Origin of the sequence: Bacillus sp. FJAT-27245 (assembly GCF_001273955.1) — a bacterium.
Lineage (GTDB): Bacteria > Bacillota > Bacilli > Bacillales > Cytobacillaceae > Bacillus_D.
In genome coordinates this window covers 1250232-1277207 of record NZ_LIGI01000001.1, presented here as the reverse complement: position 1 = coordinate 1277207, position 26976 = coordinate 1250232, and the positions used below count along the sequence as shown (strand labels likewise).

Genomic DNA, 26976 nt, shown 5'->3' with positions numbered 1-26976 from the left:
TTTATTTTAGGAAATTAACGTGTTCACGACTTTCTCACCTATACCTAGAGAGGACTCATAATTTTCGATGAACAAGTGGCGTTGGGGCATTCCTTACGATTGTTAATATTGAAAATATAAATAAAAACGAATTTATTCAACTTGATAAAATGAGCAAATTCACATATGCTAGCACTTAGTATGTGAGAACATAATAATGATTCCTCGTAAGATGAGGTTCCTATTTAATCCTGTCAAAAAAGTACGATTAAAATTTGCAAAACTCGTAATAATTGTCCAAAAAGTTGATAGTATACGTTTTTCAGATGGAAATGAACTAAGGGGAAATGTCTAAATGGAAGCTCTAGCAGAATTGGTTCGAAACAAAGGGATAAAACGGCTTATTATCTTTTCTTTAATCGTTTTATTCCTATACAGCGTACGGAGTATAATAAACTTAATCTTGTTAACTTTCATTTTTGCATTTTTAATGGATCGGCTTGTGGAGTTTACTGCGAGGCGCATGCCGATAAATCGGCGATTGCTCGTTTTCCTTATTTACACACTCATCGTCGGATTGTTAACATGGGGGCTTGTTAGATATTTGCCGATTATCACCAATGAAATTAGTGAGCTTATTAAACGGATTACATCGTTTTACACCCAGCCACATGACAATGTGATCATTAATTATATCGAAACAATTCTTACGAATAATCAAATTGCGGCTTATTTGGAAAACGGGGTATCTTTTCTGCTCAAATATTTCACCGGTATAAGTAAAACAAGTATCCAAGTGTTAATTTCATTAATTTTAAGTTTATTTTTCTTGCTTGAAAAACCGCGATTAATAGAATTTACCAATAAATTTAAAACAAGCAAAATCGCTCCATTTTATTATGAAATTGAATACTTTGGCAAAAAGTTCACCCAAACGTTTGGAAAAGTAATTGAAGCTCAATTTATAATTGCCATTGTCAATTGTGTATTAACAGTTATTTCTTTAGTTATCCTGGGTTTTCCACAAATTTTTGGATTAGCGATTATGGTCTTCTTTCTTGGATTGATTCCGGTTGCCGGGGTGATTATTTCACTCATTCCGCTTTCTTTGATTGCCTATGCAATTGGCGGGTTAATGAAAGTTGTTTATGTATGGATTGCAGTTGGGATTATTCATGCGGTCGAAGCATATGTGTTAAATCCGAAGCTGATGTCATCCAAAACAGATCTCCCGGTTTTTTACACATTTATTGTCCTCATCTTCTCACAGCACTTCTTCGGGGTGTGGGGGCTCATACTCGGAATTCCCATATTTGTTTTCTTATTGGACGTGTTCGATGTAACGAATAGGCAACTGAAAAATGGGTAAGCTTCCATATCTCATTTTCAAGAAAAAGGCCGGCATCTTGAATTTAGGGTGGGAGCCTGGTCACCCAAACCCCTTTATGCGACAAAGAATGTAGTGACTGTTTGATTTTCCGCAATATAAAAAGAGCCTGCCGGGACATTCCCGCAGGCTCTTTTTATTAATAATAAACTTTAATCTTTACCGTCTTCACTCCCCATTGAAGCGCTTTTTGGCGGTCGGGGATGAAAACATCAATTTTATTTCCGCGGACCGCGGATCCTTTATCTCCAGCAATCGCTTCGCCGTATCCCGGTACATATACTTTTGTCCCGAGTGGGATAAGCTTAGGATCAACCGAAATCACTTTCGCGTTCGGGTTCTTTTTCAGGTTGATGCCTGTGGAGGTAATCCCGCTGCAGCTTTTGCAGCTGGCAGTGTAGGCTGTTGCCTTAACAGTGATTTCTTTGTATCTTCCTTGCGCCGCTGCCGGTTTAGCTGCGGGCTTTTTCGCCGGTGCAGCTGTTGTGCCGCTTAGTTTTAAGACCTGATTTAACTGGATATTATCTGACTTTAAGTTGTTCAATGTTTTTAATTGTTGGACGGCTATGTTATTTTTCTTGGCAATGCTCCAAAGGGTATCGCCTTTTTGAACCTTATATGTATTTCCAGCGGCTAAAGAAGCATTCGAAAATCCGAAAAGTACTACAATGGCTGTTACAAAGCTCAGTATCGTCTTTTTCAAAATCTATTCCCCTTTACCTTCCTTGGTAGGAATATAATAGCAACTCAATGTAACAGCCACGTTACATTAAAAAACTATTTTTGTTACAAAGAGAATAGAACTTTTTTACATTTGTAATATTTTGGGGGCTAATAGACATGCTAGATAGGTTGGATGATTGGTTTCTCAAAAGGAACCTTGGTTGATTTCCCTTCGGCATACCCTTTCCTCGGCGCGAAGAAGCTAGCCCCTCGATTTGTAGCGCAGGAGCATCTCATTTGGACACTGAACTGTGAAAACTTCATTTGCAACTTCAGGCTTCTTTGGACACGCTCCCTTGGAAATCCTCTTTGTTGCCCAAATCCCAGCCTTATTTGGACACCGAATCTAAGAAAACGACAATTGATGTCCAAAATCCGTATCAGGATTCTGAGTGCATCTCTTTAAAATCCTTAATCAATTCTTTTACAGCCTCTTCTTTCGTTGCCCAGGATGTAACAAACCGGACAGCCGAATGATCCTCATCAACTTTCTCCCAAATATGGAAGGCATACTTGCTTTGAAGCCCGGAAATCAGCTTGTCGGGCAAAATCGGAAACAGCTGATTGGACGGGGAATGGGTTAGGAACGGGATATTCTCTTCTTCCAACGCATTCCGAATGATGCCTGCCATTCGGTTCGCATGCTCCGCGAGTTCAAAAAAGAGGCCGTCCCGGAACAGCTCCTGGAATTGGATGCCGAGCAGGCGTCCCTTGGCAAGCAACGCTCCCTTCTGCTTCATATGGTAGCGGAAATCCTCCTTCAGCCGGTCGCGGCAAATTACAAGTGCTTCTCCCAATAGGGCCCCGTTTTTCGTGCCGCCTATGTAAAAAGCATCAACGAGGCCAGGCAAATCATCAAGGCTAACATCATTTTCCTCGGAACATAGGGCAGAGCCGAGCCGTGCGCCATCCATAAAAAGAATGAACCCGCGCGAGTCGCAAACGTCCCTTAATTCCTGCAGCTCTTTTTTCGAATAAATAGAGCCGATTTCCGTCGAGTTCGATATGTATACTAATTTTGGTTTGACCATATGCTCGTCGTTGTGGCCGTCCGCCACTGCTTGAACATGGGCAGGTGTAAGCTTGCCTTCCGCCGTTTCCACGGTAATCACCTTGTGGCCGGTTGCTTCGATGGCGCCTGTCTCGTGTGTGGCAATATGGCCTGTGCTCGCCGCGATGGCTGCTTCATGCGGACGCAGGAATGCCGAAATCACAATGAGATTCGTCTGGGTCCCGCCGGACAGCAGGTGAACATCCACCTCATTTCGGCCAAGCGTTGCTTTTATGAGCTCGACCGCTTTTTTTGTAAAAGAATCCTCCCCGTAGCCATCCTCCTGCACCAAGTTCGACTCCAGCAGCGAATTCAGGATTCGCGGATGCGCCCCTTCGCTATAATCATTTTTAAAACTGTACATAAGGAATATTCCCTCCCCTTGATTTAGTGTCTGTTTTATTTTATAAGATTGAACCCCGAAAGGGAAAACTGTTTTTTTTCGGAAAAGGAATAAGCCGCATTTTTTTGATTTGCGGCTTGTTTTGGAGTCTGTATCCCCACATCTGTTTTGGTTCAGATTGCGAATGTGAAGCTTTACTGTTCCTTTTTTTCCAAAAAAGCTGTCGCCCTTAAACCGGTTCGGCGGCAAGCGGCGTTTCGTTACCGGCCTTTTCAAGAAGATAGTGGTGGATGATTGCAAGAAATGCCTGCCCCGCCATGGCCATTGCGCGTTCATCGAAATCGAATTTCGGATGGTGGTGGGGGTAGCACGCGCCTACTTCCGGATTCCCTGCACCCGTGTTGAAGAACATCCCCGGCCTCTCCTGAAGGTAATAGGCGAAATCCTCCCCGCCCATTTTCGGGTCAAGCTCGACAAGCTTTTCTTCGCCAACCGCCTTTTTCATTACGTCGAGGAAGATGTCTGTCTCCGCATCATGGTTCACCACTGGCGGATAGCCGCGCTCATAGGTGATTTCAGCGGTTGCATGGAAAGCGGCGCAAATTCCATCTACAATGATTTTCATTTCTTTTTCAATCTGGTTGCGTACATCGGGATCGAATGTCCTGACGGTTCCGGTAATTTCGGCGGTGTCGGCAATGACATTAAAGGCATTGCCCGCGTGGAAGGAGCCGACTGAAACGACCGCAGGCTTCAATGGATTAACGAGGCGCGAGACGATATGCTGAAGCTGAGTGACAATCTGTGTGCCAATTGCAATGGAATCGACTGTTTCATGCGGATAGGCGCCATGACCGCCTTTACCGTTAATTTTTATAATAAAACGGTCCGCTGCCGCCATGATGGCTCCATTCCGATAGCCATACAATCCATAAGGCAGATTCGCCATTAAATGGGTGCCGAACACTATATCAACGCCCTCGAGGCAGCCATCGGCAATCATTGCGGCCGCGCCGCCCGGGGCAACTTCTTCCGCATGCTGATGAAGAAGGACTACATTTCCATGCAGGTGTTCACGGTTCTCGCTCAGTACCTTTGCAACTGCCATCAGCGTGGCTGTGTGCCCGTCATGGCCGCAAGCATGCATGACTCCCGGTACAGTTGATTTGTAAGGGACTTCTTTTTGGTCATCAATCGGCAGTGCGTCAAAGTCCGCCCTGAGTGCAATCGTTTTTCCCGGCTTGCCGCCCTTGATCGTCCCGACAACGCCGCGCCCGCCGACCCCGGTTCTCACTTCAATGCCGAGGCTTTCGAGATATTCGGCAATTTTCTTCGGCGTCCTTACTTCCTCGAAGGACAGCTCGGGGTTCATGTGGAAATCCCTTCTCCACTCGACCATCTCGCTAAACAAATCTTCCAATCTCGCATTCCAATTCTCCAACAAGCCGCTTCCCTCCATTATGTAGGCGATGTATGTGCCATTTATATAAATCTTCTGAAAATATTATAGCATCTGCAGGAGTTAATCAAAACCTTATGGTGAAAATCAGTTAGGAAAAGAAGTTCAGTAAAAGCTCCGATCCCAGTTTTTCGAATGTCTTTTAGCAGGTTGTTTTGTGGTAAAAAACAAAAGGAGTAAACACTTCACTGCAGTCTCGTTTTTTCAGGCACGAATACTGAACAGTTTTCTTTTACTAGCAATAAGAGTGCCCCCACTTTACCTACAGTTTTAATAGAAAACATTCGCTCAAAAACTTTGGATGTATTACTGTATACTTAACGAAGAGAGAATACTGGGAAACTTGTTGGGCACCAGAAATCGATTGTTTAGGAATATTGCAATTGTAAGGAGGAAATACCTTGAAGCGTAAGAATCCAATGCTCGATTTTTTACAAAACCTTCAATCATTAGACGTTTACAAAAACCTCCCCCTTTCCGAAAAAGAAGAGTTGGAAAAAGAACTCTCCAAACTTGAAGGATGGGTGCCCAAGCTGCAAACCGCCTCAAAAACTAGTAAAAAACGAACGGGCAAAACTAGCAGGAAATCCTATACTTATCAATTAAAAGTTACATTGAAAGGCGTGCGTCCTCCCATTTGGAGAAGGATTGCAGTGCCCGGAAATATCACATTCCACACCCTTCATGAAATCATCCAAGCCGCTATGGGCTGGAGCAATTCCCATTTATACAGTTTTGAAGTGGATAACACTTCTATTGAAATACCTAGTTCGGAAGAAGAATTTGGTTTCTTCGCCCCACGTTTCCGTGAAACAGCAGATTCGAGGAAAGAACGATTGGATCATTGGGTAGCCGAAGAAAAGGCTAAATTCACTTATACCTATGATTTTGGTGATGATTGGGAACATACTATTCTGATTGAAAAAATTGAAGAGAGTTCCAAGAAACTCGAACACCCAGTATGCCTAAAAGGGAAACGTGCCTGTCCGCCTGAAGACTGCGGTGGGGTATATGGGTATATGGCATTGGTTGACTGCCTCTCCGGAAAGGGCCCAAGTGAGGAAATAGATGAAGAATATATGGAAGGATTGCTTTACTATTACGGTGATTTTGACCAAGAGGAATTTGATTTGGAACTACAAAACACAATACTAAAGGAAATAAAGTTATAGCCACCAGTGCGAAACAAAAGGGCCTGCCTTCCTCACACGCTGAAGGCGGACCCTTTTTCTGTACCATTTTCACCGATTCCACTGTGGCTTTATCTGTATCGTTTTTTGAATAATTTAAACGAACTAAAATCTTTTCGCCATGTTCAACCTTCCCGCATAAGTGATTTAATATAAAAAAAGGACCTTAAAGGCCCTCATTGAATAATCTTATCTCACTTTTCGATAGAGCTTTTGTCCATGGCTAACATTCTCATAATATCTCGCTTTTTCAGTATAAGAAATGGTTTCCTTATCACCTAAGCCTAGAAATCCAAGCAAGCTTAAACTTTCGTAAAAGAGATTGAGAACCATTTGTTGTAATTCTTTATTAAAATAGATTAAAACGTTTCGGCAAATAATAACATGAAATTCATTAAAGGAACGATCCGTTACCAAGTTATGCTGTGCGAACACTATATTTTTTGATAAAAATGAATGAAATTTCACCCCATCACCAGTAACCTGGTAATAATCAGAAAACGACCGCTGTCCACCGGAAGCAATATAATTATTTGTGTATTTTCGCATGTTTTCCAAAGAAAAAATACCGGTTTTGGCAGCTTTTAAAACGTCAGAATTAATATCTGTAGCGTATATTTTAGTTTTTTCATAAATCCCTTCCTCGTGCAACAACATGGCCATCGAAAAAACTTCTTCCCCTGTCGAACATCCAGCATGCCAAATGCGTATGGAAGGGTAGGTTCGAAGTATTGGCACTACCTTTTCCCTGAATTCAAGGAAGAACAGAGGATCTCTGAACATCTCTGTTACATTTATTGAGAAGTCGGAAATTAGCCTTTTTAAACAGGCAGAGTCATGTAATACCTTTTCAAGCAGTCCGGATATAGTCGTTAATTTTTCAGCGTGGACCCTATGCCAAATTCTCCTCCTAATTGAGTTATAGGAATAGTTTCGGTAATCATAGCCACACCACGAATACAATCCTTGCAAGAGCAAGTCAATTTCTATCTTTTCCAAGGCATCCATTGAATCACGATTATTTTCAGTTTTTATTAAATTCATTTTTATTACCTTCTTGGGGATAAAGCCAAACTTGTATTAACGAGATTAATTGATTGGGATTGAAAGGTTTGACAATATAATCGGACGCACCTGCCTCAATACATTTCTCGCGGTCTTCCTTCATCGCCTTGGCAGTCAAAGCGATAATAGGCAATGAATTAAAATCGCCCATCGCTCTAATATTTCTTATTGTTTCATAACCATCCATTTCAGGCATCATTATATCCATTAAAATTAAATCAAAATCAGGATTGCCTTTCATCAATTGAAGACATTCAAGGCCATTTTCGGCAAACGTAATATTTACCCCGTACTGTTCCAGAAAACTTGAGATTGCATAAACGTTTCGTACGTCATCATCAACAAGCAGAACCTTTATCCCATTCAACCGGGGAAGAGGGGTAATGGAAAGCTCCTCGGCCGTTTCAGTTGGTGATGTTTCATTCGTATAATTATTCAAGTGTATCTTAATTTCCTCCACAAGCCGCTGAGGGGCCATGCTATCCTTAATAATAATCGTGTGGGCATGCTGTTTTAGAACCATTTCTTCTTTTGAAGAAAGGTCTCTACCCGTGTAAATCATTATCTTTAAATGTTGGTGCTCACTGTTCTCTTTTATTTTTTCCAATATTTCAAACCCAGTTGCATCAGTTAATCCCAAATCCATTATCAGGATGTCGAATTGATTAACTTTCAACTCTTCCAAGGTTTCCCTGCCAGTAGAGACGGTTTTAACAACAACATTCATATTTCCTATCAATTCCATTAAAGCATTGCGCTGCTTAGTATCATCATCCACGATTAAAATTCGTTTAATATGGTCTCTTGGGACAACCCGGGAATTAAGCTTTCTATTTTGATCAACTGATTGCAATGGAATTATTTTGGACTTAACATCAAGTGTATCCAAAGCGGCCGCTACTTCCTTTTTCTCACTTAAACTGTGGATACCAGTTATTTGGGGCTTATATTCTTCCAAACTGAATATAAAGGTACTTCCCTTTCCCTCTTCACTTTCCACATTCATTTTGCCACCCAATAAATTGGAGATTTCTCTGCAAATAGATAAGCCTAATCCAGTTCCTCCGTATTTTCTGCTGGTTGTCCCATCCACCTGTTGAAAAGCCTCAAAGATGAGTCCGTGCTTATCATCTGGGATGCCAATCCCAGTATCAATCACCTTGAATTGTATACCACCTTTTGAATTAGGATTTTTGTCAATTTCTAACGTTACTTCTCCCTTGGCCGTAAACTTAAAAGCATTGGATAATAAATTATTCAATACTTGAAGCAGGCGTTTTTCATCCGTATAAAATGAATGAGGAGCCCTGTTTTTAAGAATTATGCTAAACTTTAATCCCTTTTCGTTTGCGATAGGCACGAATCTGGATTCGAGCAAATCAATTAAAGAGGGTATGTGAACGTCCACAGGCTGGATACTCATTTTTCCGGATTCAATCTTGGATAAATCAAGAATATCGTCAATGAGTGATAATAGATCATTACCCGATGAATAAATGGTTCTGGAATACTCCACTTGCTTATTTGTGAGATTTCCCTCAATGTTATCGGACAATAATCTGGATAGGATAATCAAGCTGTTTAGTGGAGTCCTTAATTCATGCGACATATTGGCAAGAAACTCAGACTTATATTTTGAACTTAATGCAAGCTGATTTGCCTTTTCTTCAAGTAGTTCCTTGGCATTTTCTAGTTCATTGTTTTTCAATTCGTACTTATTATTCTGTTCTTCTAATATTCGTGTCTTTTCCTTTAGTTCAATATTTGCTTCTTCCAGTTCTTCTTGTTGAGCCTGAAGCTTACCCTCAGATGCGCGGAGAACTTTTGTCTGTTCCTCCAACTCTTCATTTATTATCCTTAGTTCCTCTTGTTGTGTCTGAAGTTCCTCAGATTGAACCTGGATTTCTTCCATTAACCTCTGGGTCTCCTCCAATACCCCCGCCAATCGGATTCTATCCATTTCTTTTTCAAAAATTATCGCTACCTGTTCGATTAATTCTTCCAATAGAGATTCCTGTTCTTTACTAAATGGTTTAAACGAAGCCAATTCCAAAATTGCAACAACATTCTCTTCAACCTTTAGAGGCGTTATATAAATGTTCAAGGCAGACGACTCACCAACACCGGATTTCACCTTGGGATAGTGAGACGGAACCTCGGAAAGAAGAATAGAAGACTTCTCTTCCGCTGCCTGTCCAATAAGGCCTTCCCCTAAAATGAACGTTTCCTGATGGTCTGTATTTACTGCGTAAGAGGCAGATCGAATATAACGGGTTTCACTACTGGAATCGTTCATTTCCTTAATATAAAAACCAGCCATGGAGGCCTCCATTAAAGGCACAACTCTTCTAAGCAAGGCTTCCGATAGGGTTTCCAATCCATGTAAACCGATTAATTCTGCATTTATCTCTGTTATATTGGTTTTATTCCACAATAAACTTTTTTCCAGATGAACTTTTTGCTCAAGGGATTCCGCCATTTGATTGAACGCTTTTGCCACATCATCTATTTCATCCCTGGAATTCATAGTTATTCGTGTTCCTAAATCCAATTTTCCATTTGCTATCCTGCTCATGATCGCTGATACCTTGCTTAAGCGAAAAGCAATTCCCCATACGGTTTTCACCATATATCCAGCCGAAAGAAAAAAACTTATTAATGCTATTAAGCTCAAAACGATAATTAGCTTTTGGATTTTATTTGTGGCATTGCTAAACGACGTTGTTAAGTTCGTTTGTAAATTATCTGTAAGCAAAGTGATATCGACGAAAAATTTTTCCTGAAGGCCCCGCCCTCTTTCACTAATCAAAGTGGCTGCTTCTTCCCTTTTTCCTTCAGAAACAAATTTGATTATTTTGTTTCTATAAACGTAAAAATCCCGATTTGTCTTTTTAATGTTTTCAATAATTTCCCTTTGTTCTTTTGAATTGACCATTTGTGCAAGGAGATTCAGTTTTAGATTTAACGAACCATCCATCATTTGTAATTGGGATAATTCCTTTTGGACCAATTCATCATTATTAAATATGACAATATTTCTTAAACTGATGGCTTCGTTTTTAACATCCCTATGCACTTCTTCCGCCAATAAAGAAATAGAATAATTATTTTGAGTAACCTCATCTAATTTATTGATACTAGCCACTTCTAGCAAACCTATAATAATAAGAAGAACTACCAGAACAGGTTTGGAGCTGAGTCCTAATAACATCTTTGTTTTAATTTTCATTTCCCGCTCCCAATTCGTACTTAATGTAATTGATGGCTTTTTTCCTCTTCAATGCAGGCCTGATATACCTTTGCCATAGCTTGCAAACGATCATTTACAGTCAGCTTTTGAAAAATACGGGTAATATGGTTTTTAACAGTATGCTCACTAATAAATAACCGTTCAGAAATTTCTTTATTGCTCAACCCCTCTACAAGCAACTCAAAGACGTCCATTTCCCTGGCTGAAATCATGTACAAGTCCCTTGTCCTGCTTAGAGCTGCTGTCAGTATATCCTTATTTAGATCTGAACTTTGTTTTTCACTTAGTTTGCTGATTTGAACAGTCTTATCCTGTTTCTTCTCAGTAACTGGTTCAATCAGTCCCAAATGATTTATAACTGGTTCATTATTTATTAAAAAGCTTTCGAATTCGTTTGGAAATACCGGAGGGCTAACTAAATAACCCTGGAATTCATCACAATTCAATTCTCGTAAAATATTCAAATGTTCCTCTGTTTCCACCCCTTCAGCTACGACAGCTAATTCCATACTTTTGGCAAGGGAAATAATTGTTGAAATTAACGGGATGCAATTTGATGCATCTGTTATAAATGACCTGTCAATTTTTAACGACTGTACAGGGAGGCTTCTTAAATAGCTGAGCGAGGAATAGCCTGTTCCGAAATCGTCTATGCTTATCCATATACCGATTTCCCTTAATTCACTTAATGTTTTAATTACGGCCGGCTCATTCCCCATAATCACCGTTTCGGTAATTTCCACTTCAAGCATACTTGGACTAAGTTCCCTCTCCCTCAAAATATGAGCAACTGTTTTCACAAGGTCCTTTTGTAAAAATTGCTGTGTCGAAAAATTAACAGCTACACGAACGGTAGGTAAACCCGCTTCCTTCCATCTTTTGATTTGATCGCATACAGCTTGGAGGACCCAGTTTCCTATTTCCACAATTTGTCCACTTTCCTCTGCAAGCGGAATAAACTCTTGGGGAGAAATCATTCCCCAATCCGGATGTTTCCAGCGTAACAACGCTTCGGCACTGGTTACCATACCTGATGCTATATCGATGCGCGGCTGATAAACCAACCTCAACTCATTTCTTACAATTGCTTTTCGCAAATCATTTCTCAAAACGAAAGACCGATAAGACTGCATATTAATACCTGAGTGAAACATTTTATATTTGTGATTCCCCTGCTGTTTAGCACGGTATAAAGCAGCATCAGCATTTTTCATTAAAGTAAGGGCGTCTTCACCATCGAAAGGAAAAATACTTATACCGATACAAGCTGTAATAAACAATTCGTATGTATCAACATATAAAGGCGATGAGAAGTTTTCCAAAATAGTTTCTGCTATTTCAATTGCTTTCTCTCTAGGGGTCTTGTGTAAGATGATATTAAACTCATCCCCGCCAATTCTTGCAATAAAATCTTCTTTTTTAACAAGCTTTTTCAACCTCTCGGAAAATTCCCGAATAACTTTATCTCCTATTATGTGGCCAAGAGAATCGTTTACAAATTTTAAACTGTCCATATCAATATACAAGAGAGCTAATTGCTCATTTGATTGTTTCGCCTCTTTAATCAACTCAGGCAAATGATTATTGAAATATCTTCTATTAGGAAGATCAGTCAACCAATCGTGATAAGCCATATGTGCCAAGGTTTTTTCATATTCCTTCTTATTGGTAATATCCCTGATGGTAACTGCTACAATACAATCACCTTGAACAAGCCTTTTCCCTATTTGAATTTCAACTGGGAATTGTGTCCCATCTTTTCTTGAAGCAGTAATCTCTTTATTATTTTCATTACCAATAATAGTTTCAAACCGATCGATTGCTTTTAAAATTTGATTTATGTACCGACATGATTCCTGGAATGAAAATAGTAATGAAATATTTTTTCCAAGGACTTCATGTTCATCATAACCAAACATATGATAAATGGCTGGATTTACCTTAAGTATTGAACCTGACTCATCGATGTTAATCATCGTATCAAGAGAGGTTTCACTTATTACATTTGCAAGAGCTTCTGATTTTCTTAATTTAGAAGTTGAATTTTCCAATTCCAAATTAATTTCCTGTAGTTCTAACGTTTTCTCCTTTAATCGCATGGACTGTTGAAGAAGTTGCTGATTTAATCGATAGATCTCGACAAATCCATTTACTTTTGCCTTCAGTAGAAAAGGATCAAATGGTTTTAAAATATAATCTATCGCGCCAACTGAATATCCCTTAAAAATATACTCAGTATCTAAATTATTAGCTGTAATAAAAAGAATTGGCACGTTTTTGGTTTTCTCTCGCGCCTTAATGATTTTGGCTGTATCAAACCCATCCAATTCGGGCATTTGGACATCCAGCAAAATCAGTGCAAAATCGTACTTAAGTAAATACTTCAAGGCTTCTTCCCCAGAAAAGGCTTTAATGATAGTGTAGTCGTCTTGCTCGATAATTGCCTCCATAGCTAAAAGGTTTTCAGGGCGATCATCTACCAATAAGATGTTAATTTTTTCTGTACTATTCATTTTTCTCCTCCCTTAAAGTATTTAAAATCTTAAAGTTTAAGAGTTAATTACACTCTTATGTAAAATGTTGTTTTATTATTATTTCCATTGTCGAAATATTACTTTTATTGCAATTATATACCACTGACAACAAATAGAAAAACTTTAATTTCATTTTCAAAATACTTCAGTTTCATTGATTAAAAAAGTTCTACCTCTCGTAAGTAATTCCTGTATAAAATATCTTTTTCATGAATTAATATGGCAATAACAATTGTTTTCACAATAGTACTTAATTCATAAAAAAGAGACCAAGCTCCCTTCTTAAACAAGAGCTTGGTCTATTGTATGGCTTTTTAACATTTTATTTTAAAAACGTACTCGGCATAACGACAGAAACCACCTCTCCACGGGCACAAAGCAGTTCATTCGCATACACTTCCGTGTGGACCTTCCACTTTTTGGGGTGGATTTCTTCAACAGTCCCAACTGCTTTTAAAGGAACATCTTGCGGAGTTGGCTTAAGGAATTCGACATTAAGGCTTGCCGTTACAAACCTTGGCGGTACGGAACCATCACCAATTTCGTTCCCGTTCTTCCGGTGCAAAGCAAGCGAGGCAGACCCGGTCCCGTGGCAATCAATCAACGAAGCGATCATGCCGCCATAAATAAAACCTGGCATTCCCATGTACTTTGAATCAGGAGTATATATCGTAACCGTCTTCTCCCCTTGCCAACCAGTACGAAGATGATGGCCATCCTTATTCAATCGGCCACACCCATAACACCAGGCGAAGTCATCTGGGTAAATGTCCTGTATTGCTTTTTCAATTCTTTCTTCCACCATGCATTCTCCTCAAAAAGTAATATGTATTTCCATGAGAGTGAGCATCGTTCATGTTGTACTTTTACTATATATAAACTTTTCTGAATATGCCAACAATGGGGAATAAAAAACCGTTTCCATTGTACCTTCAATTCAAAGACAAGCAGTGCCAGGCCTCCCATTAAATACGAGCGTGCCTGGCAGTGTCCGTTCAGTAATATCTTTGTCTTATAGGCACGAATGAAGTGCAGCATTATAAAAATTGCTTTCTATGGTAGCTGCAATTTAAAAGACGGTTTTCTATTTTTACAGACAACCTTCAATCTCATTCAGCCGTTTCAGCCTCTGTTTGATCAAGAAAGGACAAAAACTCTTCGCCTTTCCTTGAAATAGTCGAGCCTGCCCTCCCTTGCCTGACATTGAGAAGTCCCAGCTGGTGCAGGATTTCCATCCTCATCCGAAGCTGCTGTTCCGATAGGATCATTTCTTTGTTCGCGAGAAGTTTTTTTACTGTCGCTCTCCCGAAAGAGTTTCTGGTTTTTTTCCCTTCAACAAAAATCCGCAATACTTCAACGCTTTCCTCCAAAAATCCATGGGATTCTATTTTCCGGATAACGTCGTCAAAATCCTGCTGTGGCTGCAGCGAGGAAATTAAATTTCCTCTTCGATCTTTGAATCTTATACTTAATGGCAAATGATCGACCCGGATTGGCCCATCGTCAAGAAAAAGCAGATAGGTTATGACGTTATAAAGCTCTTTCACGTTGCCTGGCCAATCGTAGTTGATTAACTCATCCATTACTTCCTGGGAGATGGTTACGTTACGTTTGTCCAGTCTGCGCTTAAAATCATCTATTAAAGCCAATAGGTCATCCTTTCTTTCTATTAATGGGGGGACACACAAGGTTAACCGCAGCTCCTGTGCTAAAGCGGGCAGGAATATACCCTTTTCGGCAAGCTCACCTAAATGTTGATTTGAACTGGTAATCAGTCTGCACATAAACGGTACAGGATTGGTCCCGCCAACCCGGATGAACAGTTTTTCTTCCAATGCCTTAAAAACTTTTTGTTGGATGGGCATTGGCATTTCATTTATGTGTTCGAGATAAACTGTTCCATTTTTCGTAACCTCAAACAAGCCAAGGGAGGTCCGGTCGCCGCCTTCATATCCAAACAGCTCTTTTTCCAGCATATCAAGGGATTTGGACTTGCAGTTGAATGCAATGAACGGTGAAGCCTCGGATGCAGAGCCATTATGGATTGCCTGTGCCAGCATACTCTTTCCCGTGCCTTCATTCCCCCGAATATGTATTGGACCGTGTATCAATGAATAGCGTTTCGCAAGCTCGAGGGTTTCCTTCATTGATTCACTTATTGCTACGACGTCCTTAAAATGGTACGCGGCAACATTCCGAATGTCCTTCACATTTTTATCGTCTGTTTCATTGTAGCCGTTGTTATTTAGCGAGAGTGAGACTAAGGATTTAATATAACGTTTGAGTATTTGCAGCTGGTCGTTCCTTAGCCCGGCCAGTTCCACTAGTTCATAAAAGGTCTCAATATCGAGGAGACGCGGGCCTATGTCTATCACATTAGGCAATCCCGATGGAAGAAGCTCTTTTTCCCCGGGGGTCAAAATATAATCGATGGACGGAGGTATGGGCTCATCAGGGCGATAGGCAATATATTCATGTTCAAAAATTGTCTGCTTTAATGATTGCACTGTTTCGTCCGTATTTACTTTTGTATCGTTCACAACCAGTATTTTCTTGCTTTCCGGGAGATTGATGATTGCTTTTGCATTAACAAAATTCAAATCTCGTTTGGCTACAATCAGCGGACACTCTGCCGGAATGAACTGGGTCACAATCCCTTTTATCATGTTGTTGGATAGGAGGACGATATCCCCTTTTTTTACGGTGTCTGGCCGTAACTCTTTAAGCGGACAAGGGGTAAGGATAATTTCATCACCCAAAACTTCGATGATTTGTTTCGAAATTTCGGAAAGGTACTTTTCCTGTATTGCAATAATGTGTACATTTTTTTTTCCCAACCAAAACACCTCGTAACGGACATGACATTCAAAAGTTTAGTATAAATGGCAGGAAACGAAATGGCCGTTCTCCAATTCTTTAAGAGCTGGAACATCGACTTTGCACTGCTCCATCGCAAACGGGCACCTCGTATGGAAGGTGCATCCCGAAGGAGGGTTGGAGGGACTTGGTATATCGCCTTTTAAAATAATTCGTTCCCTCTTTATACTTGGGTCAGGTATTGGTACGGCCGACATCAATGCCTTCGTGTAAGGATGCAGGGGATTTCTATACAGCGTTTCTTTATCAGTCAGCTCAACGATTTTCCCCAAATACATGACACCAACCCTGTCACTGATATGTTCGACAACACTTAAATCATGGGCGATGAAAAGGTAGGTTAAACCGAATTCCTCCTGAAGGTCCTTCAATAGATTAAGGATTTGGGACTGAATCGAAACATCGAGGGCTGAAACTGGCTCGTCCGCAACAATTAATTTCGGATTAATGGCGAGTGCCCGTGCAATTCCGACCCTTTGCCTTTGCCCTCCACTAAACTCATGGGGATACCGGTCAGCATGATAAGCGCTTAAGCCAACGACTTCAAGCAAATATTCGACTCGTTCTCTAAGTTTATCTTTCGGATACCCGTGGACAAGCAAAGGCTCTTCAATGATTTCGCCAACTTTTAACCGAGGGTTCAAAGAGGCATATGGATCCTGGAAAACCATCTGAAAGTCTTTTCTCATCGAGCGGATTTCATCATCGTTTAAATGTGTTATATCCTTTCCTTCAAAAAGGATTTTCCCTTCTGTTGCCTCCAGCAATTTCATGATCATTCTGCCAGTAGTCGATTTGCCGCAGCCACTCTCGCCAACAAGACCAAGAGTTTCCCCTTTCTTGATTGAAAAAGAGATATCGTCGACCGCTTTGACATATGTCGTACTTTTGCCAAACAAGCCTTTTTTCTTCGGAAAGTATTTTTTTAGGTTGCTAACCTCCACCAAAGGAGCTGTCATTTGTTTATACCCTCCAATACTTCGGAATTCTGATAGAGCCAGCATCGGCAAGTGTGCCCATCTTCCACTTTCAATAGTTCCGGGTCATTGGATAGGCATACATCCATAACAGCCGGACAGCGTGGAGCGAATTTACAGCCCTCCGGCATATTTCCCGGAGTCGGAACATTGCCGGGTATGGATTCGAGCCGGCTGATTTTTTGGCCAAGTTTGGGAATGGATTGCAGCAATCCTTTCGTGTATGGATGTTTCGGTTTTTTAAAAATTGAATAAACATCGGATTCCTCAACAACCTTGCCAGCATACATGACCACTACACGATCGCACATTTCCGCGACTACGCCTAAATCATGTGTGATCAGCATAATGGCTGTACCGCTTTCTTCCCTAAGATTCCTCATGAGATCGAGTATTTGCGCCTGGATGGTTACATCAAGAGCAGTAGTCGGTTCATCGGCAATCAACAGCTGCGGCCTGCACGACATAGCCATCGCTATCATGACCCTTTGCCTCATTCCCCCGGATAACTGATACGGGAACTCATTAACGATTTCTTCCGCTCTCGGAATCCCGACAAGCTTCAGCATATCGATCGCATGCTGGCGGGCTTTTTTCTTGTCATATCTTAAATGGAGCCGGATTGATTCCTCCATTTGCTTTCCAATTTTGTATACAGGATTCAACGAAGTCATTGGTTCCTGGAATATCATAGCCATTTCATTGCCGCGGATTTTCCTCATTTCACTTTCAGACAATTCGGCAAGGTTTTTCCCTTTAAAGTGAACGCGCCCAGCGACGATTTCACCCGGGGTGTCATGAAGGAGCCTCATGATTGATAAGGAGGTTACACTTTTGCCGCAACCTGACTCCCCAACAATGCCCACCGTCTCACCTTCATTGACTGTGATGGTAACCCCGTCTACAGCTTTAACAACGCCGCGGTCACTTTTGAAATGGGTTTTCAGATTTTCAATCTTAAGTAATTCCCGAGCCATGACAGGTCCCCTTCCTAATCTTTAATCTTTGGATCAAGCGCATCCCTTAACCCGTCCCCGAGCAGGTTGAACGCTAATACAGTGATAAAAATAGCCAATCCCGGGAAAATCGTTACATGTGGGGCTGTACTTAAATAATCCCTGCCCCCGCTCAGCATTGCTCCCCATTCGGGTGAAGGCGGCTGTGCACCCAGCCCCAGGAAGCTAAGGCTTGCTGCTGATAATATCGCAGTACCGAGCCTCATTGTAAAAAACACGATGATGCTGGATACAGTACCAGGAAAAATATGCTTCCAGATGATTCTTTTATGCTTTGCGCCAATCGACCTCGTCGCTTCCACATATACGGTCGACTTAACAGCAAGTGTACTGCTTCGGACAATCCGGGCAAACATTGGAACACTGAAAATCGAAATAGCGATAATGACATTCCTTAAGCCAGGACCAAGGATGGCGATGATGCCAATCGCTAGGAGGATTCCTGGAAAAGCAAACAATACGTCGCATATTCGCATAATGATGCTATCAATCCACTTTCCATAGTATCCGCTAATTAATCCAAGTATTGTTCCAATTGCTGCGCCTAACAGAACGGATACTCCCCCGATAAACAAGGATATTCGAGTTCCTTCAATAATCCGGCTAAAGATATCACGCCCGTACGCATCCGTTCCGGCCCAGTGCTGCAATGAGGGGCCTTCAAGCACGTGCTCATAATCGAATTCAGCGGCTCCATACGGTGCGATATACGGACCAATGAGGGCGATAACGAATAACACAAGCACAAATGCCCCTGCAATCACCGCCATCTTCTGTTTCTTGAATTTCCGCCAAAACTCTGTGTAGGGCGTCGATTTTGTAGGTGTTGCTATTTTATCGAACGGTGCTGAAATAGTTTGTTCCCCTGCATTTATATTGGCCATGGTCTTCCTCCTCTTCGCTGCTTTTATTCATACCGGATTTGCGGATTTAAAAAACCGTAAAGCAAATCGACGAACAAGTTGATTAAAATGAATTCCAATCCGAACAACAGCATTAAAGACTGGATGACAGGATAATCACGGAAGGAAACGGAATCAATTAAAAGCCTTCCAAGGCCAGGCCAACTGAATACAGTTTCAATGACGATCGAACCCCCGAGCAGGAAACCGAACTGCAATCCGACCATCGTCACAACGGGGATCATTGAATTTTTTAACGCATGTCCCCAGACAATCCGATTCTCTTTTAAGCCCTTCGCCCGGCCGGTCCTGATATAATCTTCCTTTAATACTTCCATCAATGAGGATCTAGCAAATCTGGCCACGACTGCGGCAACCCCAGCTCCAAGTGTAAGAGACGGAAGGATATAGCTTTTCCAGGAATCCAGGCCCCCTGTTGGAAGCCATCCCAACGTAACCGCAAACAACTGAATCAACATTAATCCAAGCCAGAATGATGGCATCGAAATACCTGAAACTGCACCAAACATCCCAAGATAATCCTGCCATTTGTTCCTCTTTGTTGCTGAAATCACCCCGATCAAAAGTCCAAAAAGCACGGCCCAAACCATGCTCCAGACTGTAAGCCAAAAAGTGGGCATGAATCGTTCGGCAATCTCATGCAGAACAGGACGTTTTGTTTTTAAAGAAACCCCCAAGTCGCCTTTAAACAGATTCGTTACGAATGAGAGATATTGTTTATGCATTGGCTTGTCCAATCCCAGTTCTTTTCTGACCATCTCAACATCCTGCAAGCTCGCATCCTGACCGGCGACAAGTCTGGCAGGATCCCCCGGGATCATATGTACAAATAAAAAGATAAAGATTGATATAAGGAATAAAATAGGCACTATTCCTGCTATTCTTTTTAAAAAGTAGTTGGCCAATGTAATCACTCCTTACTTATAGAAGTTGAGCGCTATAAGAATTCATAGCGCTCAACTTTTTCTCTATTATTGTTTAATTTCAAGGTTCTGGACGCTTAATGAGCCATCAGGAAGCAGATAGATTCCTTCAAGATAATTCTTTTTGCCGGCAATCGTATCATCGACTGACAGGAATGCCCATGGGGCGTCTTTCCAAATTTCTGCTTGGGCCTTCTCATAGGCTGCTTTCCGCTTTTCTAGATCAGCCGTTGCCAGAGCATCTTTAATAGCCTTGTTTACTGCCTCGCTATTGTAATACGCAGTGTTATAGGATTTTGGAGGGAAAGCATCTGTACCGCCAACAAGCGGCCTGATTCCCCAGTCGGCGTCACCGGTTGAAGGCGACCATCCGCCATAATAAAGCTCAAGCTCTGCTTCTTCAGGATTTTGCACGGACCAAATCTTTTCGGACATTGTACCTGATTCCATTGGGACTACTTCCACCTTCACTCCGATTTGGCCGAGCTGCTGCTGGATAAATTCCATTCCTTTTTGTGCTGTGGAGTTGTTGCTGCCCCAGACTTTTGTTTCGAAACCATTTTCATAGCCTGCTTCTTTCAGTAATTGCTTCGCTTTTTCAATATTAAATTCATATTCTTCTTGTTTGGAATAGAATTGAGTATTTGGTGCAATGACAGAATCCAGTTTACTTGAAAACCCATTCATAACTACTTTTACGAATGCATCTTTGTTGATTGCATGGTTGATGGCCTGACGAACCTTTGGATCATTAAAAGGCTTTTTAGTTGTGTTCATTGATAAATAACGGACAATGATTGATTGGTTGTTTTCGACCACAATGCCGTTTTTACCGTTAATGCTTTCCGCCTGTTCTGTAGGGACTGGGTAAATGAAGTCGGCTTCCCCAGCTTGCAGCATGGCAACACGCGCACCATTTTCCGGAGTTGGCTTAAAGGTAATCGAATCCACTTTCGGGTTGCCCGCCTCACGGTAATTCTCATTTTTAACGACCTTTAAATAGTCGGTTTGCTTCCATTCGCCAAACTTGAACGGACCCGTACCTACAGGATTACGGGATACGTCTTTCCCGTATGTTTCAAGGGCCTTTGGACTAAGAATCATGGCGGCCGGATGGGCAAAGGTATTAATCATCGCCCCGAATGGTTCCTTCAGGATGACTTTAACTGTGTTCTCATCAACTGCTTGAGTTTCTTTAACAATGGCAAAAAGACTGTGGCGCTTCAAATTGTTATCGGGGTTGGCTAAGCGGTCAATATTAACCTTTACCGCTTCGGCATTGAAGGGTGTTCCATCATGGAACTGGATGCCTGTTTTAAGTTTGAAGGTAAATTCGGTAGCTGCATCATTTGCTTCATAGCTTTCGGCAAGGACAGGTATAACTTTCATATCCTTATCGAATCCTACTAAGCCTTCGAGCATTGTTTTCTGGGCGGAATACGATAATGTATCATTTGTATCATGAGGATCCATGCTGATAAAATTATCAGCTACTGCAATCGTAATATCATTGCCTTCTTTCTTGGCAATTTCCTGGTTATCTGGTGCCTTTATTTGCTTTTTCCCGCCGCCCGATTTACCTGAACTGCTATCCGAATTGGAACAGCCGACCAGGAACAACGCCAATACTAGCACCATAGCGATCATTTTGGTAATAAAACTTTTCTTCATGAATGTTTCCCCCTTTAACCTCATTTAATTTAATACTGCAGTACTAAGAAGGCTGAAATTCGAAACAATCCTCCCGATTTCTTCTAGGCGTGCATTTTTCAATGCAGGAAGGTAATGATGATGCAGTTGGCTAATTTGTGTTTCAGAAAGAAGGTTCAACTGTTTAAGGACCCCTACAGCAGCTGGATACACTGCCCTGGGACTTCCATCATCAATCTTGATCGCAATTCCCAACCCAGTTTCATAATCCCCAATGCAATAAACCGCTTCGGCTCCAGCCTTTCCAAAAAACCGCCCCTGTCCCGCAATCATGAAATCCGTACAGAAACGATCGGTCCCGCCGACCATTTCCGGAGCGGCAATCATCGCTTGGGTAATCCTTTTTACTGCTTTTTGTCTCGATTCATCGAGCGAGGAAGGATTGGCCATTCTAGCAAAACCGTAGGCAATCCGTTCAAGTGGAAGCCCGTGTACCGGAACACCGCACCCATCAATGCCAATTTTGATGTCTTCCTTTGGAAACTCGGCCATCTCACTAACCGCGTTAAGAATCCTCTGTTGGACAGGGTGGTTGGGATCGTAATAATCCTCAAGGGATTCTCCCATATGCTTGGCTGTTGCCAGCATTCCTGTATGCTTGCCCGAGCAGTTGTTGTAGAGGGGAGTAACTTCTTGGCCACTGAGGATTAATTCTTTGTATGTATTCTGCCAACGGGGGATATGTACTCCACATTTTAAAGCCGAATCATCAATTCCAACCCTTTTCAAAATTTCAAGCACCCTATCAGTGTGCTGCCGCTCACCACTATGGGAAGCACAGCAAAGTGAGAGATCCGCATCGCTGAATTCAAAGCGGTCTGCTGCACCAGTTTCGACAATCGGAATCGCCTGGATGGGCTTCATTGATGACCGTGCATAGACGAATCGGTTTGGATTGCCGGCATAATACAGAAGTGTCCCTTCGGAATCCACAACTGCAATATCACCTTTATGCGAGCTTTCCAAAAGATCGCCCCTATAAACTTCCACAAGATTAGTAGCTTCCATCTTCTTATTACTCTCCCCCTTTTAATAAAGTTATTGGATAATTCAAAATAATAATAAAATATTGCTCATCCTATTGCAACCAGTTTTTAAGAATATTTAGAAAATTAGGTAAGGAGCACTAGTTTATCGAAACCAATTAAAACCAATTTAATCGAATATATAAACTCACTGAATCAAAAAACACCCACTACTTTGGAACTCCAAAGTTCGTGAGTGTTTCATCATTCATATTCTATTGTAAACATGGTGGTTCCAGAAAGGGCTATCCGGATTGATTAAAAAAACTGCACCCAATTGTTAGTGTTGCTTAACAACCGGGGTGCATTTCATTTACCTATAAAAGCCCTTTGATCCCGAAGTTATACTATAGAAACAGGAAAAAAAGCAGTGGATTTCGACTTTGAAATCGCACTGCTTTTACCCAAACGTATCTCTCTTCTAATTTAAGTCCCGTTTTTGGTAGCTGATGTATGTGACGGCCGTCAACAAGGCTGCAATGGCGGCTGAAATGAGAAGGAAGGTCCCGCTAATCCCTCCCCCAAACAATAATTCCTTTGCTTCAAAATATTTAAAAGGCGTGAAGTATTTCAATGGTTCCATCTTCTCGTTCATGTCGATGGCGACTGACAAAATAAAGGTTGCCAGCATAATGGCGGCTGCGGTTGCTCCAGCTTTTCCGGCTCTCTTTTGCACAGCCCCTGTCGCCGCCCCAATGGACAGAAAAATGAGCTGGAAAAGGAATATGCCAATCATGAGGGTAGCAATATCCCCCTTCACTTGAGGTCCGGCATCATATCGGGAAACGCTTAGGAGGGATGACAGGTACGCCACAAGGTTGATGATGGCTACCTGGACAAAGGCGGCGAATAGCTTGCCCGAGATGACCTTTCTTCTTGAAACAGGCTTCGTGAAAAGAAACTCAGCCGTTTTGTCCCGCTCTTCCTTCGCAATGATCGTGGCTCCAAGCATGACAGCATGAATCGCAACCATGATTGCTATATACAGGTACAGAATCCCGTAATAGCCCATAACACTGGAAAGGTCAAGGCCGCCAACGCCAAAAACGGCCTGAAGCCCCTTTGGCATCCCTTCCATCAATTCATTCATTGATTGCCCAGAACCGGACATCGCGCCATACTTCCCCATGCCCGAGACGACCATCATGATGACTCCGAGGCACCAGAATATAAGCGATTTACGGTGCGCCTTCAATTCCCTGAAAACGATATTCATAACGAACCCTCCATTCGGCAAAATTGGGCGGCGGCACAGCTAACGGACATCTTTCTTCGCGAAGATCACATAGCTGGCAGCAGTCGCCACGATTACAATTCCTAAGCCAATGCCAAGAAATTTTCCATCATAGCCTGAGTCTTTCATGATTTCCGCTGGTTCAAAATATTTAAATGGCGAAACATACTTAAGCGTGTCATCGTCGGTTGCCGATCCGAACATCCCAATGATAAAAAAGGCAAATACCGTTCCAAGGGAGACAGACAAAACCGACTTAATTTTTGGCTCGGCTACGGAAATAAATGTTCCGAGCGCCAGAAAAATCAACTGAAGAAAAAACAACGTCAGCGAAATCATCAGAAACAGTTTCAAACTGAAACTTTCGGATACGATCATCGTTGCGATGATAATTGATGCCGCCATGAAAACGATATTGGTTATAATCAACGTGGTCACCGCCGCCAATAGCTTGGCAGTGATCACTTCAATTCGGGTAACCGGTTTTGCAAATAGGAAATCCGCCGTTTTTTTCCGGGTTTCTTTTGAAACAATCGAAACCCCAAGATTCATTGCCTGAATCGCTCCGCACAGGGTAATGTACAGAAAAACATAGGAATAAAAACCGAGCAGTGTGGTGATGGTCTCCAGGGAGAGGCCCAAGGCTTTTTTGACCGCATCCGGAAACCCTTCCAGTACTACTTTAAATTCTGCCGCCTCGCGTGAAAACGAGGGAAACATCGACAGGAAGAGGAGAAGCAAGCCAATCATTGCGCACGTCCACAGAATCGTTGATTTGCGATAGGCCCTCAGCTCGTGCAAATACATATTCATGGCGGCTACTCCTCCTTTTCATAGTAATGCATGAAAATCTCCTCAAGATCCGGTTCCGTCACCCACAGGTTCACAATCTCAACTAAGGCAATCCTTTTCATAATTTCATTGAGGTTGCCACGGTATAAAAAGCTGACAGTCGTCCCGTCCGCTTCCAAATCAGTGGTCCCGTCCAGTTGGAAAAGCCTCTCCTCCACCGGCACGGCTGTTTCAATCTTAAACTTTTTATACGTATTTTCTTTCAACGTACTGATTTTCTCAACCTGAACAATTTTCCCTTCCTTGATAATTGCCACCCGGTCGCACAATTTCTGAACTTCGCTTAATATATGGGACGAAAACAAAATCGTCACGCCTTTTTTGTTTTCTTCACGGAGCAGCTCGAAAAATTTCTGCTGCATCAGCGGATCAAGGCCGCTTGTCGGTTCATCAAGGATAATCAGCTTCGGTTCATGCAAAAGCCCCTGGATGATTCCGACTTTCTTTTTATTTCCGAGCGAAAGATCATCGATTTTTTTATGCACATCCAAATCGAGCAGTTCTGCCAGCTCCTTAATTCTTTTCCTGCAATCTTTTTTATAGAAGCTTGCTGAATACTTAAGAAGGTCAATCACTTTCATATTGTCATAGTAAAAAACTTCAGCAGGCAAATAGCCAATCTCTTTCTTGATTTTGGGCGCGAATTTCACACAGTCCTTCCCAAAAATCTTCGCGCTTCCGCTCGTCGGATAAATGAGCGACAGCAGTGTGCGGATTGTTGTTGATTTACCTGCCCCATTCGGCCCGATAAATCCGAAAATTTCCCCTTCCTCCACATGAAAGCTGATATCCGTAATTCCCCTAGCTTTTCCGTAATTCTTTGTTAAGTTGTTTATTTCAATGACATTCATCTAGTCCGCCCTCTTTCCAGTCAGGTATAGAAAGATTTTCTGAGCACATCCAAATACCCGTCCATTTTTGCCAAAATTTCATCATAATTTATTTCATCGACTGATAGGAATTTGATTTTTTCCTGAACTTCATTTGAAAAGCCTTGGATTGTCCAGATGATGATATTGATCGCCCTCTGAATGTCCAAATCTCCCCTGAATGGTGACAGGTCGATGTTCTCAAGGATTCTGGCGTAGCTTCTTTCAATCAGTTCCTTATTCCGGAGCGTAATCTCCTGGGATTCTTCCCGGACGGCCGCCAGCAAAAAATTAAACATATCAGGATGCTTATGAATCAACTCGAGTTTCAGCAAAACAATCTGACGCATTTTTGTAAAAATTTCTTGTTCCATCGAATCTGTTTTTCTGAAAAATTCTTTTTCAAAAATGTCGAGTGAATAGTCATACAAGTATAGATACAATTGCTTTTTATTTTTGAAATAGTGGAAAAGAAGGCCTTTTGAAATGCCTGCCTTCTTGACGATTTCATTCGTCGACGCATGTTCGTAGCCTTTCTGGACAAACTCATCCAACGCGGCGTTTAAAATGCGGTCCCGCTTCTCCGTTTCCAAGTTCAAAAACTTCGAAAACACGTATGCCCTCTCCCCCTTACCTCTCGTTAGCTGCTGTGGTCAATTTAAGATTATTCCTATTGACCAGTCTGGTCAATACAATCTTTTCGACAAACTCCGGATATGGCGGGGCAGGATTTCATTTTCCAACACAGGTTCTTGAAAATAAAAAAAGGCTGCCGGGATTTCGACAGCCTAAACGAGAAGGAAGTGACTACGCACTTCTCTCGTTGTATTTCTATCTATTCGCGTCTAACCACTTCCATCTTCATACCGGTTACCGAATTTATGGTTACGACTTTTACATATCTAGGTTCTACAGTGATTTGGGGATTTGTTAATTACGCAATTTTAACATGAGTCATGCATCACGACAACTTGTTCCATATCTCTATCCCGATAATTGAGGAAGATCGCGTTAAACATTTCAGCAGTTTTATTTGGGCATTTCGATAGCACGTCTTCCCAAATTCGGGCTTTCAATGTCACATCCAGGCCATAACAAGATCCAAACCGGATTCGAACACAATTTTTGCCGCATAATGATCCGCCATCAAGATGGTCGTTCTAAGCTTTTTGACATAGCTGAGCGACTTCCGGTTTAAGAAGTTTTTATCAAATATCATCAACTACTGCGCACAGGCTTTTATATAAAAAGTTGACGCATAATGATTCCATTAATAACAAACTATAAGTGTAATTACGAAAGGAGGAAGCATTGATGTTTAAAAAACTTCTGTATTCAGTTTGTGCCCTTTTAGTTACCCTCATGATGTTTGGGAATTACACTGGATTTGCTCAAAATCCAATCACAAACCTTTTCGAAAGTACTGAAAGTGCACAAGACATGAATAACAATGATGATAATGATAATGATAACGATTGGGGTTGGATTGGGTTAATTGGTCTAGCAGGTCTTTTAGGAATGAGAAGGAACGATAAGAGACAATAGATAGCCAAGAACACAGCTCCCTTTAAGGACTGTTGAAAACTTTT

At 41.7% G+C, this 26976-nt stretch carries 22 protein-coding genes; 3 read left to right on the top strand and 19 right to left on the bottom strand.

Annotated features, from left to right (window positions below; genetic code table 11):
- Nucleotides 1-334 precede the first annotated feature (334 nt).
- Nucleotides 335-1348: an AI-2E family transporter gene (locus ADU24_RS06265; RefSeq protein WP_053365824.1), complete on the top strand. Its 1014-nt coding sequence runs from the start codon at nucleotides 335-337 to the stop codon at nucleotides 1346-1348.
- Between the two features lie 157 nt (nucleotides 1349-1505).
- Here ADU24_RS06265 and ADU24_RS06260 read toward each other — a convergent pair whose 3' ends face one another.
- The 3 genes from ADU24_RS06260 to ADU24_RS06250 form a co-directional block, all read right to left on the bottom strand.
- Nucleotides 1506-2069, bottom strand: a complete 564-nt coding sequence (locus tag ADU24_RS06260) for a 3D domain-containing protein (RefSeq protein ID WP_053365823.1) — start codon at nucleotides 2067-2069, stop codon at nucleotides 1506-1508.
- A gap of 400 nt (nucleotides 2070-2469) precedes the next feature.
- Nucleotides 2470-3504, bottom strand: coding sequence for a threonine aldolase family protein (locus ADU24_RS06255; protein WP_053368804.1), 1035 nt, complete (start codon nucleotides 3502-3504; stop codon nucleotides 2470-2472).
- 208 nt (nucleotides 3505-3712) lie between these two features.
- On the bottom strand, nucleotides 3713-4927 hold the full coding sequence (locus ADU24_RS06250; RefSeq protein WP_053365822.1) for a M20 family metallopeptidase: 1215 nt from the start codon (nucleotides 4925-4927) through the stop codon (nucleotides 3713-3715).
- 416 nt (nucleotides 4928-5343) lie between these two features.
- Here ADU24_RS06250 and ADU24_RS06245 point away from each other — a divergent pair, with 416 nt between their 5' ends.
- On the top strand, nucleotides 5344-6114 hold the full coding sequence (locus ADU24_RS06245; RefSeq protein ID WP_231689574.1) for a plasmid pRiA4b ORF-3 family protein: 771 nt from the start codon (nucleotides 5344-5346) through the stop codon (nucleotides 6112-6114).
- A gap of 207 nt (nucleotides 6115-6321) precedes the next feature.
- On the opposite strand, the gene ADU24_RS06240 is transcribed toward ADU24_RS06245, so the two are convergent.
- From ADU24_RS06240 to ADU24_RS23285, 16 genes are all read right to left on the bottom strand, one after another.
- Entirely contained in the window at nucleotides 6322-7176 is an 855-nt protein-coding gene (locus tag ADU24_RS06240) for a CheR family methyltransferase (protein WP_053365821.1), read from the bottom strand.
- On the bottom strand, nucleotides 7157-10426 hold the full coding sequence (locus ADU24_RS06235) for a response regulator (protein ID WP_053365820.1): 3270 nt from the start codon (nucleotides 10424-10426) through the stop codon (nucleotides 7157-7159). The genes ADU24_RS06240 and ADU24_RS06235 overlap by 20 nt, the downstream gene beginning before the upstream one ends.
- A 20-nt stretch (nucleotides 10427-10446) precedes the next feature.
- Nucleotides 10447-12960: an EAL domain-containing protein gene (locus tag ADU24_RS06230; protein ID WP_053365819.1), complete on the bottom strand. Its 2514-nt coding sequence runs from the start codon at nucleotides 12958-12960 to the stop codon at nucleotides 10447-10449.
- Between the two features lie 343 nt (nucleotides 12961-13303).
- Nucleotides 13304-13786, bottom strand: a complete 483-nt coding sequence (locus ADU24_RS06225) for a PaaI family thioesterase (RefSeq protein ID WP_053365818.1) — start codon at nucleotides 13784-13786, stop codon at nucleotides 13304-13306.
- A 304-nt stretch (nucleotides 13787-14090) separates the two neighbouring features.
- Nucleotides 14091-15818, bottom strand: a complete 1728-nt coding sequence (locus ADU24_RS06220) for a sigma 54-interacting transcriptional regulator (RefSeq protein WP_053365817.1) — start codon at nucleotides 15816-15818, stop codon at nucleotides 14091-14093.
- 36 nt (nucleotides 15819-15854) lie between these two features.
- On the bottom strand, nucleotides 15855-16817 hold the full coding sequence (locus ADU24_RS06215) for an ABC transporter ATP-binding protein (RefSeq protein ID WP_053365816.1): 963 nt from the start codon (nucleotides 16815-16817) through the stop codon (nucleotides 15855-15857).
- The gene (locus ADU24_RS06210; RefSeq protein WP_053365815.1) at nucleotides 16814-17812 is read right to left on the bottom strand and encodes an ABC transporter ATP-binding protein; all 999 of its coding nucleotides are present in this window, start codon (nucleotides 17810-17812) and stop codon (nucleotides 16814-16816) included. The genes ADU24_RS06215 and ADU24_RS06210 overlap by 4 nt, the downstream gene beginning before the upstream one ends.
- A gap of 14 nt (nucleotides 17813-17826) precedes the next feature.
- Nucleotides 17827-18735 carry an ABC transporter permease subunit gene (locus tag ADU24_RS06205; protein ID WP_053365814.1) on the bottom strand — a complete coding sequence of 303 codons (909 nt, stop codon included), beginning with the start codon at nucleotides 18733-18735 and terminating at the stop codon, nucleotides 17827-17829.
- Between the two features lie 23 nt (nucleotides 18736-18758).
- The gene (gene gsiC / locus ADU24_RS06200) at nucleotides 18759-19679 is read right to left on the bottom strand and encodes a glutathione ABC transporter permease GsiC (protein ID WP_053365813.1); all 921 of its coding nucleotides are present in this window, start codon (nucleotides 19677-19679) and stop codon (nucleotides 18759-18761) included.
- 66 nt (nucleotides 19680-19745) lie between these two features.
- The gene (locus ADU24_RS06195) at nucleotides 19746-21368 is read right to left on the bottom strand and encodes a glutathione ABC transporter substrate-binding protein (RefSeq protein WP_053365812.1); all 1623 of its coding nucleotides are present in this window, start codon (nucleotides 21366-21368) and stop codon (nucleotides 19746-19748) included.
- Between the two features lie 24 nt (nucleotides 21369-21392).
- Nucleotides 21393-22415: an asparaginase gene (locus ADU24_RS06190; RefSeq protein WP_053365811.1), complete on the bottom strand. Its 1023-nt coding sequence runs from the start codon at nucleotides 22413-22415 to the stop codon at nucleotides 21393-21395.
- A gap of 438 nt (nucleotides 22416-22853) precedes the next feature.
- Nucleotides 22854-23648 carry an ABC transporter permease subunit gene (locus tag ADU24_RS06185; RefSeq protein WP_053365810.1) on the bottom strand — a complete coding sequence of 265 codons (795 nt, stop codon included), beginning with the start codon at nucleotides 23646-23648 and terminating at the stop codon, nucleotides 22854-22856.
- A gap of 39 nt (nucleotides 23649-23687) precedes the next feature.
- Nucleotides 23688-24479: an ABC transporter permease subunit gene (locus ADU24_RS06180; protein WP_053365809.1), complete on the bottom strand. Its 792-nt coding sequence runs from the start codon at nucleotides 24477-24479 to the stop codon at nucleotides 23688-23690.
- A 5-nt stretch (nucleotides 24480-24484) separates the two neighbouring features.
- Nucleotides 24485-25369, bottom strand: a complete 885-nt coding sequence (locus ADU24_RS06175) for an ABC transporter ATP-binding protein (RefSeq protein ID WP_053365808.1) — start codon at nucleotides 25367-25369, stop codon at nucleotides 24485-24487.
- A 20-nt stretch (nucleotides 25370-25389) separates the two neighbouring features.
- Complete coding sequence (locus tag ADU24_RS06170; protein ID WP_053365807.1) at nucleotides 25390-26001, bottom strand: TetR/AcrR family transcriptional regulator; 612 nt, start codon at nucleotides 25999-26001, stop codon at nucleotides 25390-25392.
- A 464-nt stretch (nucleotides 26002-26465) separates the two neighbouring features.
- Complete coding sequence (locus ADU24_RS23285; RefSeq protein ID WP_197277480.1) at nucleotides 26466-26606, bottom strand: hypothetical protein; 141 nt, start codon at nucleotides 26604-26606, stop codon at nucleotides 26466-26468.
- 95 nt (nucleotides 26607-26701) lie between these two features.
- Between ADU24_RS23285 and ADU24_RS06165 the strand changes: the two genes are divergently transcribed.
- Entirely contained in the window at nucleotides 26702-26932 is a 231-nt protein-coding gene (locus tag ADU24_RS06165; protein WP_053365806.1) for a WGxxGxxG family protein, read from the top strand.
- Nucleotides 26933-26976: the final 44 nt, after the last annotated feature.

Bases quoted from the DNA above. Each gene is read 5' to 3' on its own strand.
- ADU24_RS06265 (WP_053365824.1), top strand. From the start codon at position 335: ATGGAAGCTCTAGCAGAATTGGTTCGAAACAAAGGGATAAAACGGCTT.
- ADU24_RS06255 (WP_053368804.1), bottom strand. From the start codon at position 3,504: ATGTACAGTTTTAAAAATGATTATAGCGAAGGGGCGCATCCGCGAATC.
- ADU24_RS06240 (WP_053365821.1), bottom strand. From the start codon at position 7,176: ATGAATTTAATAAAAACTGAAAATAATCGTGATTCAATGGATGCCTTG.
- ADU24_RS06235 (WP_053365820.1), bottom strand. From the start codon at position 10,426: ATGAAAATTAAAACAAAGATGTTATTAGGACTCAGCTCCAAACCTGTT.
- ADU24_RS06230 (WP_053365819.1), bottom strand. From the start codon at position 12,960: ATGAATAGTACAGAAAAAATTAACATCTTATTGGTAGATGATCGCCCT.
- ADU24_RS06225 (WP_053365818.1), bottom strand. From the start codon at position 13,786: ATGGTGGAAGAAAGAATTGAAAAAGCAATACAGGACATTTACCCAGAT.
- ADU24_RS06215 (WP_053365816.1), bottom strand. From the start codon at position 16,817: ATGACAGCTCCTTTGGTGGAGGTTAGCAACCTAAAAAAATACTTTCCG.
- ADU24_RS06210 (WP_053365815.1), bottom strand. From the start codon at position 17,812: ATGGCTCGGGAATTACTTAAGATTGAAAATCTGAAAACCCATTTCAAA.
- ADU24_RS06205 (WP_053365814.1), bottom strand. From the start codon at position 18,735: ATGGCCAATATAAATGCAGGGGAACAAACTATTTCAGCACCGTTCGAT.
- ADU24_RS06195 (WP_053365812.1), bottom strand. From the start codon at position 21,368: ATGAAGAAAAGTTTTATTACCAAAATGATCGCTATGGTGCTAGTATTG.
- ADU24_RS06190 (WP_053365811.1), bottom strand. From the start codon at position 22,415: ATGGAAGCTACTAATCTTGTGGAAGTTTATAGGGGCGATCTTTTGGAA.
- ADU24_RS06185 (WP_053365810.1), bottom strand. From the start codon at position 23,648: ATGAATATCGTTTTCAGGGAATTGAAGGCGCACCGTAAATCGCTTATA.
- ADU24_RS06180 (WP_053365809.1), bottom strand. From the start codon at position 24,479: ATGAATATGTATTTGCACGAGCTGAGGGCCTATCGCAAATCAACGATT.
- ADU24_RS06175 (WP_053365808.1), bottom strand. From the start codon at position 25,369: ATGAATGTCATTGAAATAAACAACTTAACAAAGAATTACGGAAAAGCT.
- ADU24_RS23285 (WP_197277480.1), bottom strand. From the start codon at position 26,606: ATGATATTTGATAAAAACTTCTTAAACCGGAAGTCGCTCAGCTATGTC.
- ADU24_RS06165 (WP_053365806.1), top strand. From the start codon at position 26,702: ATGTTTAAAAAACTTCTGTATTCAGTTTGTGCCCTTTTAGTTACCCTC.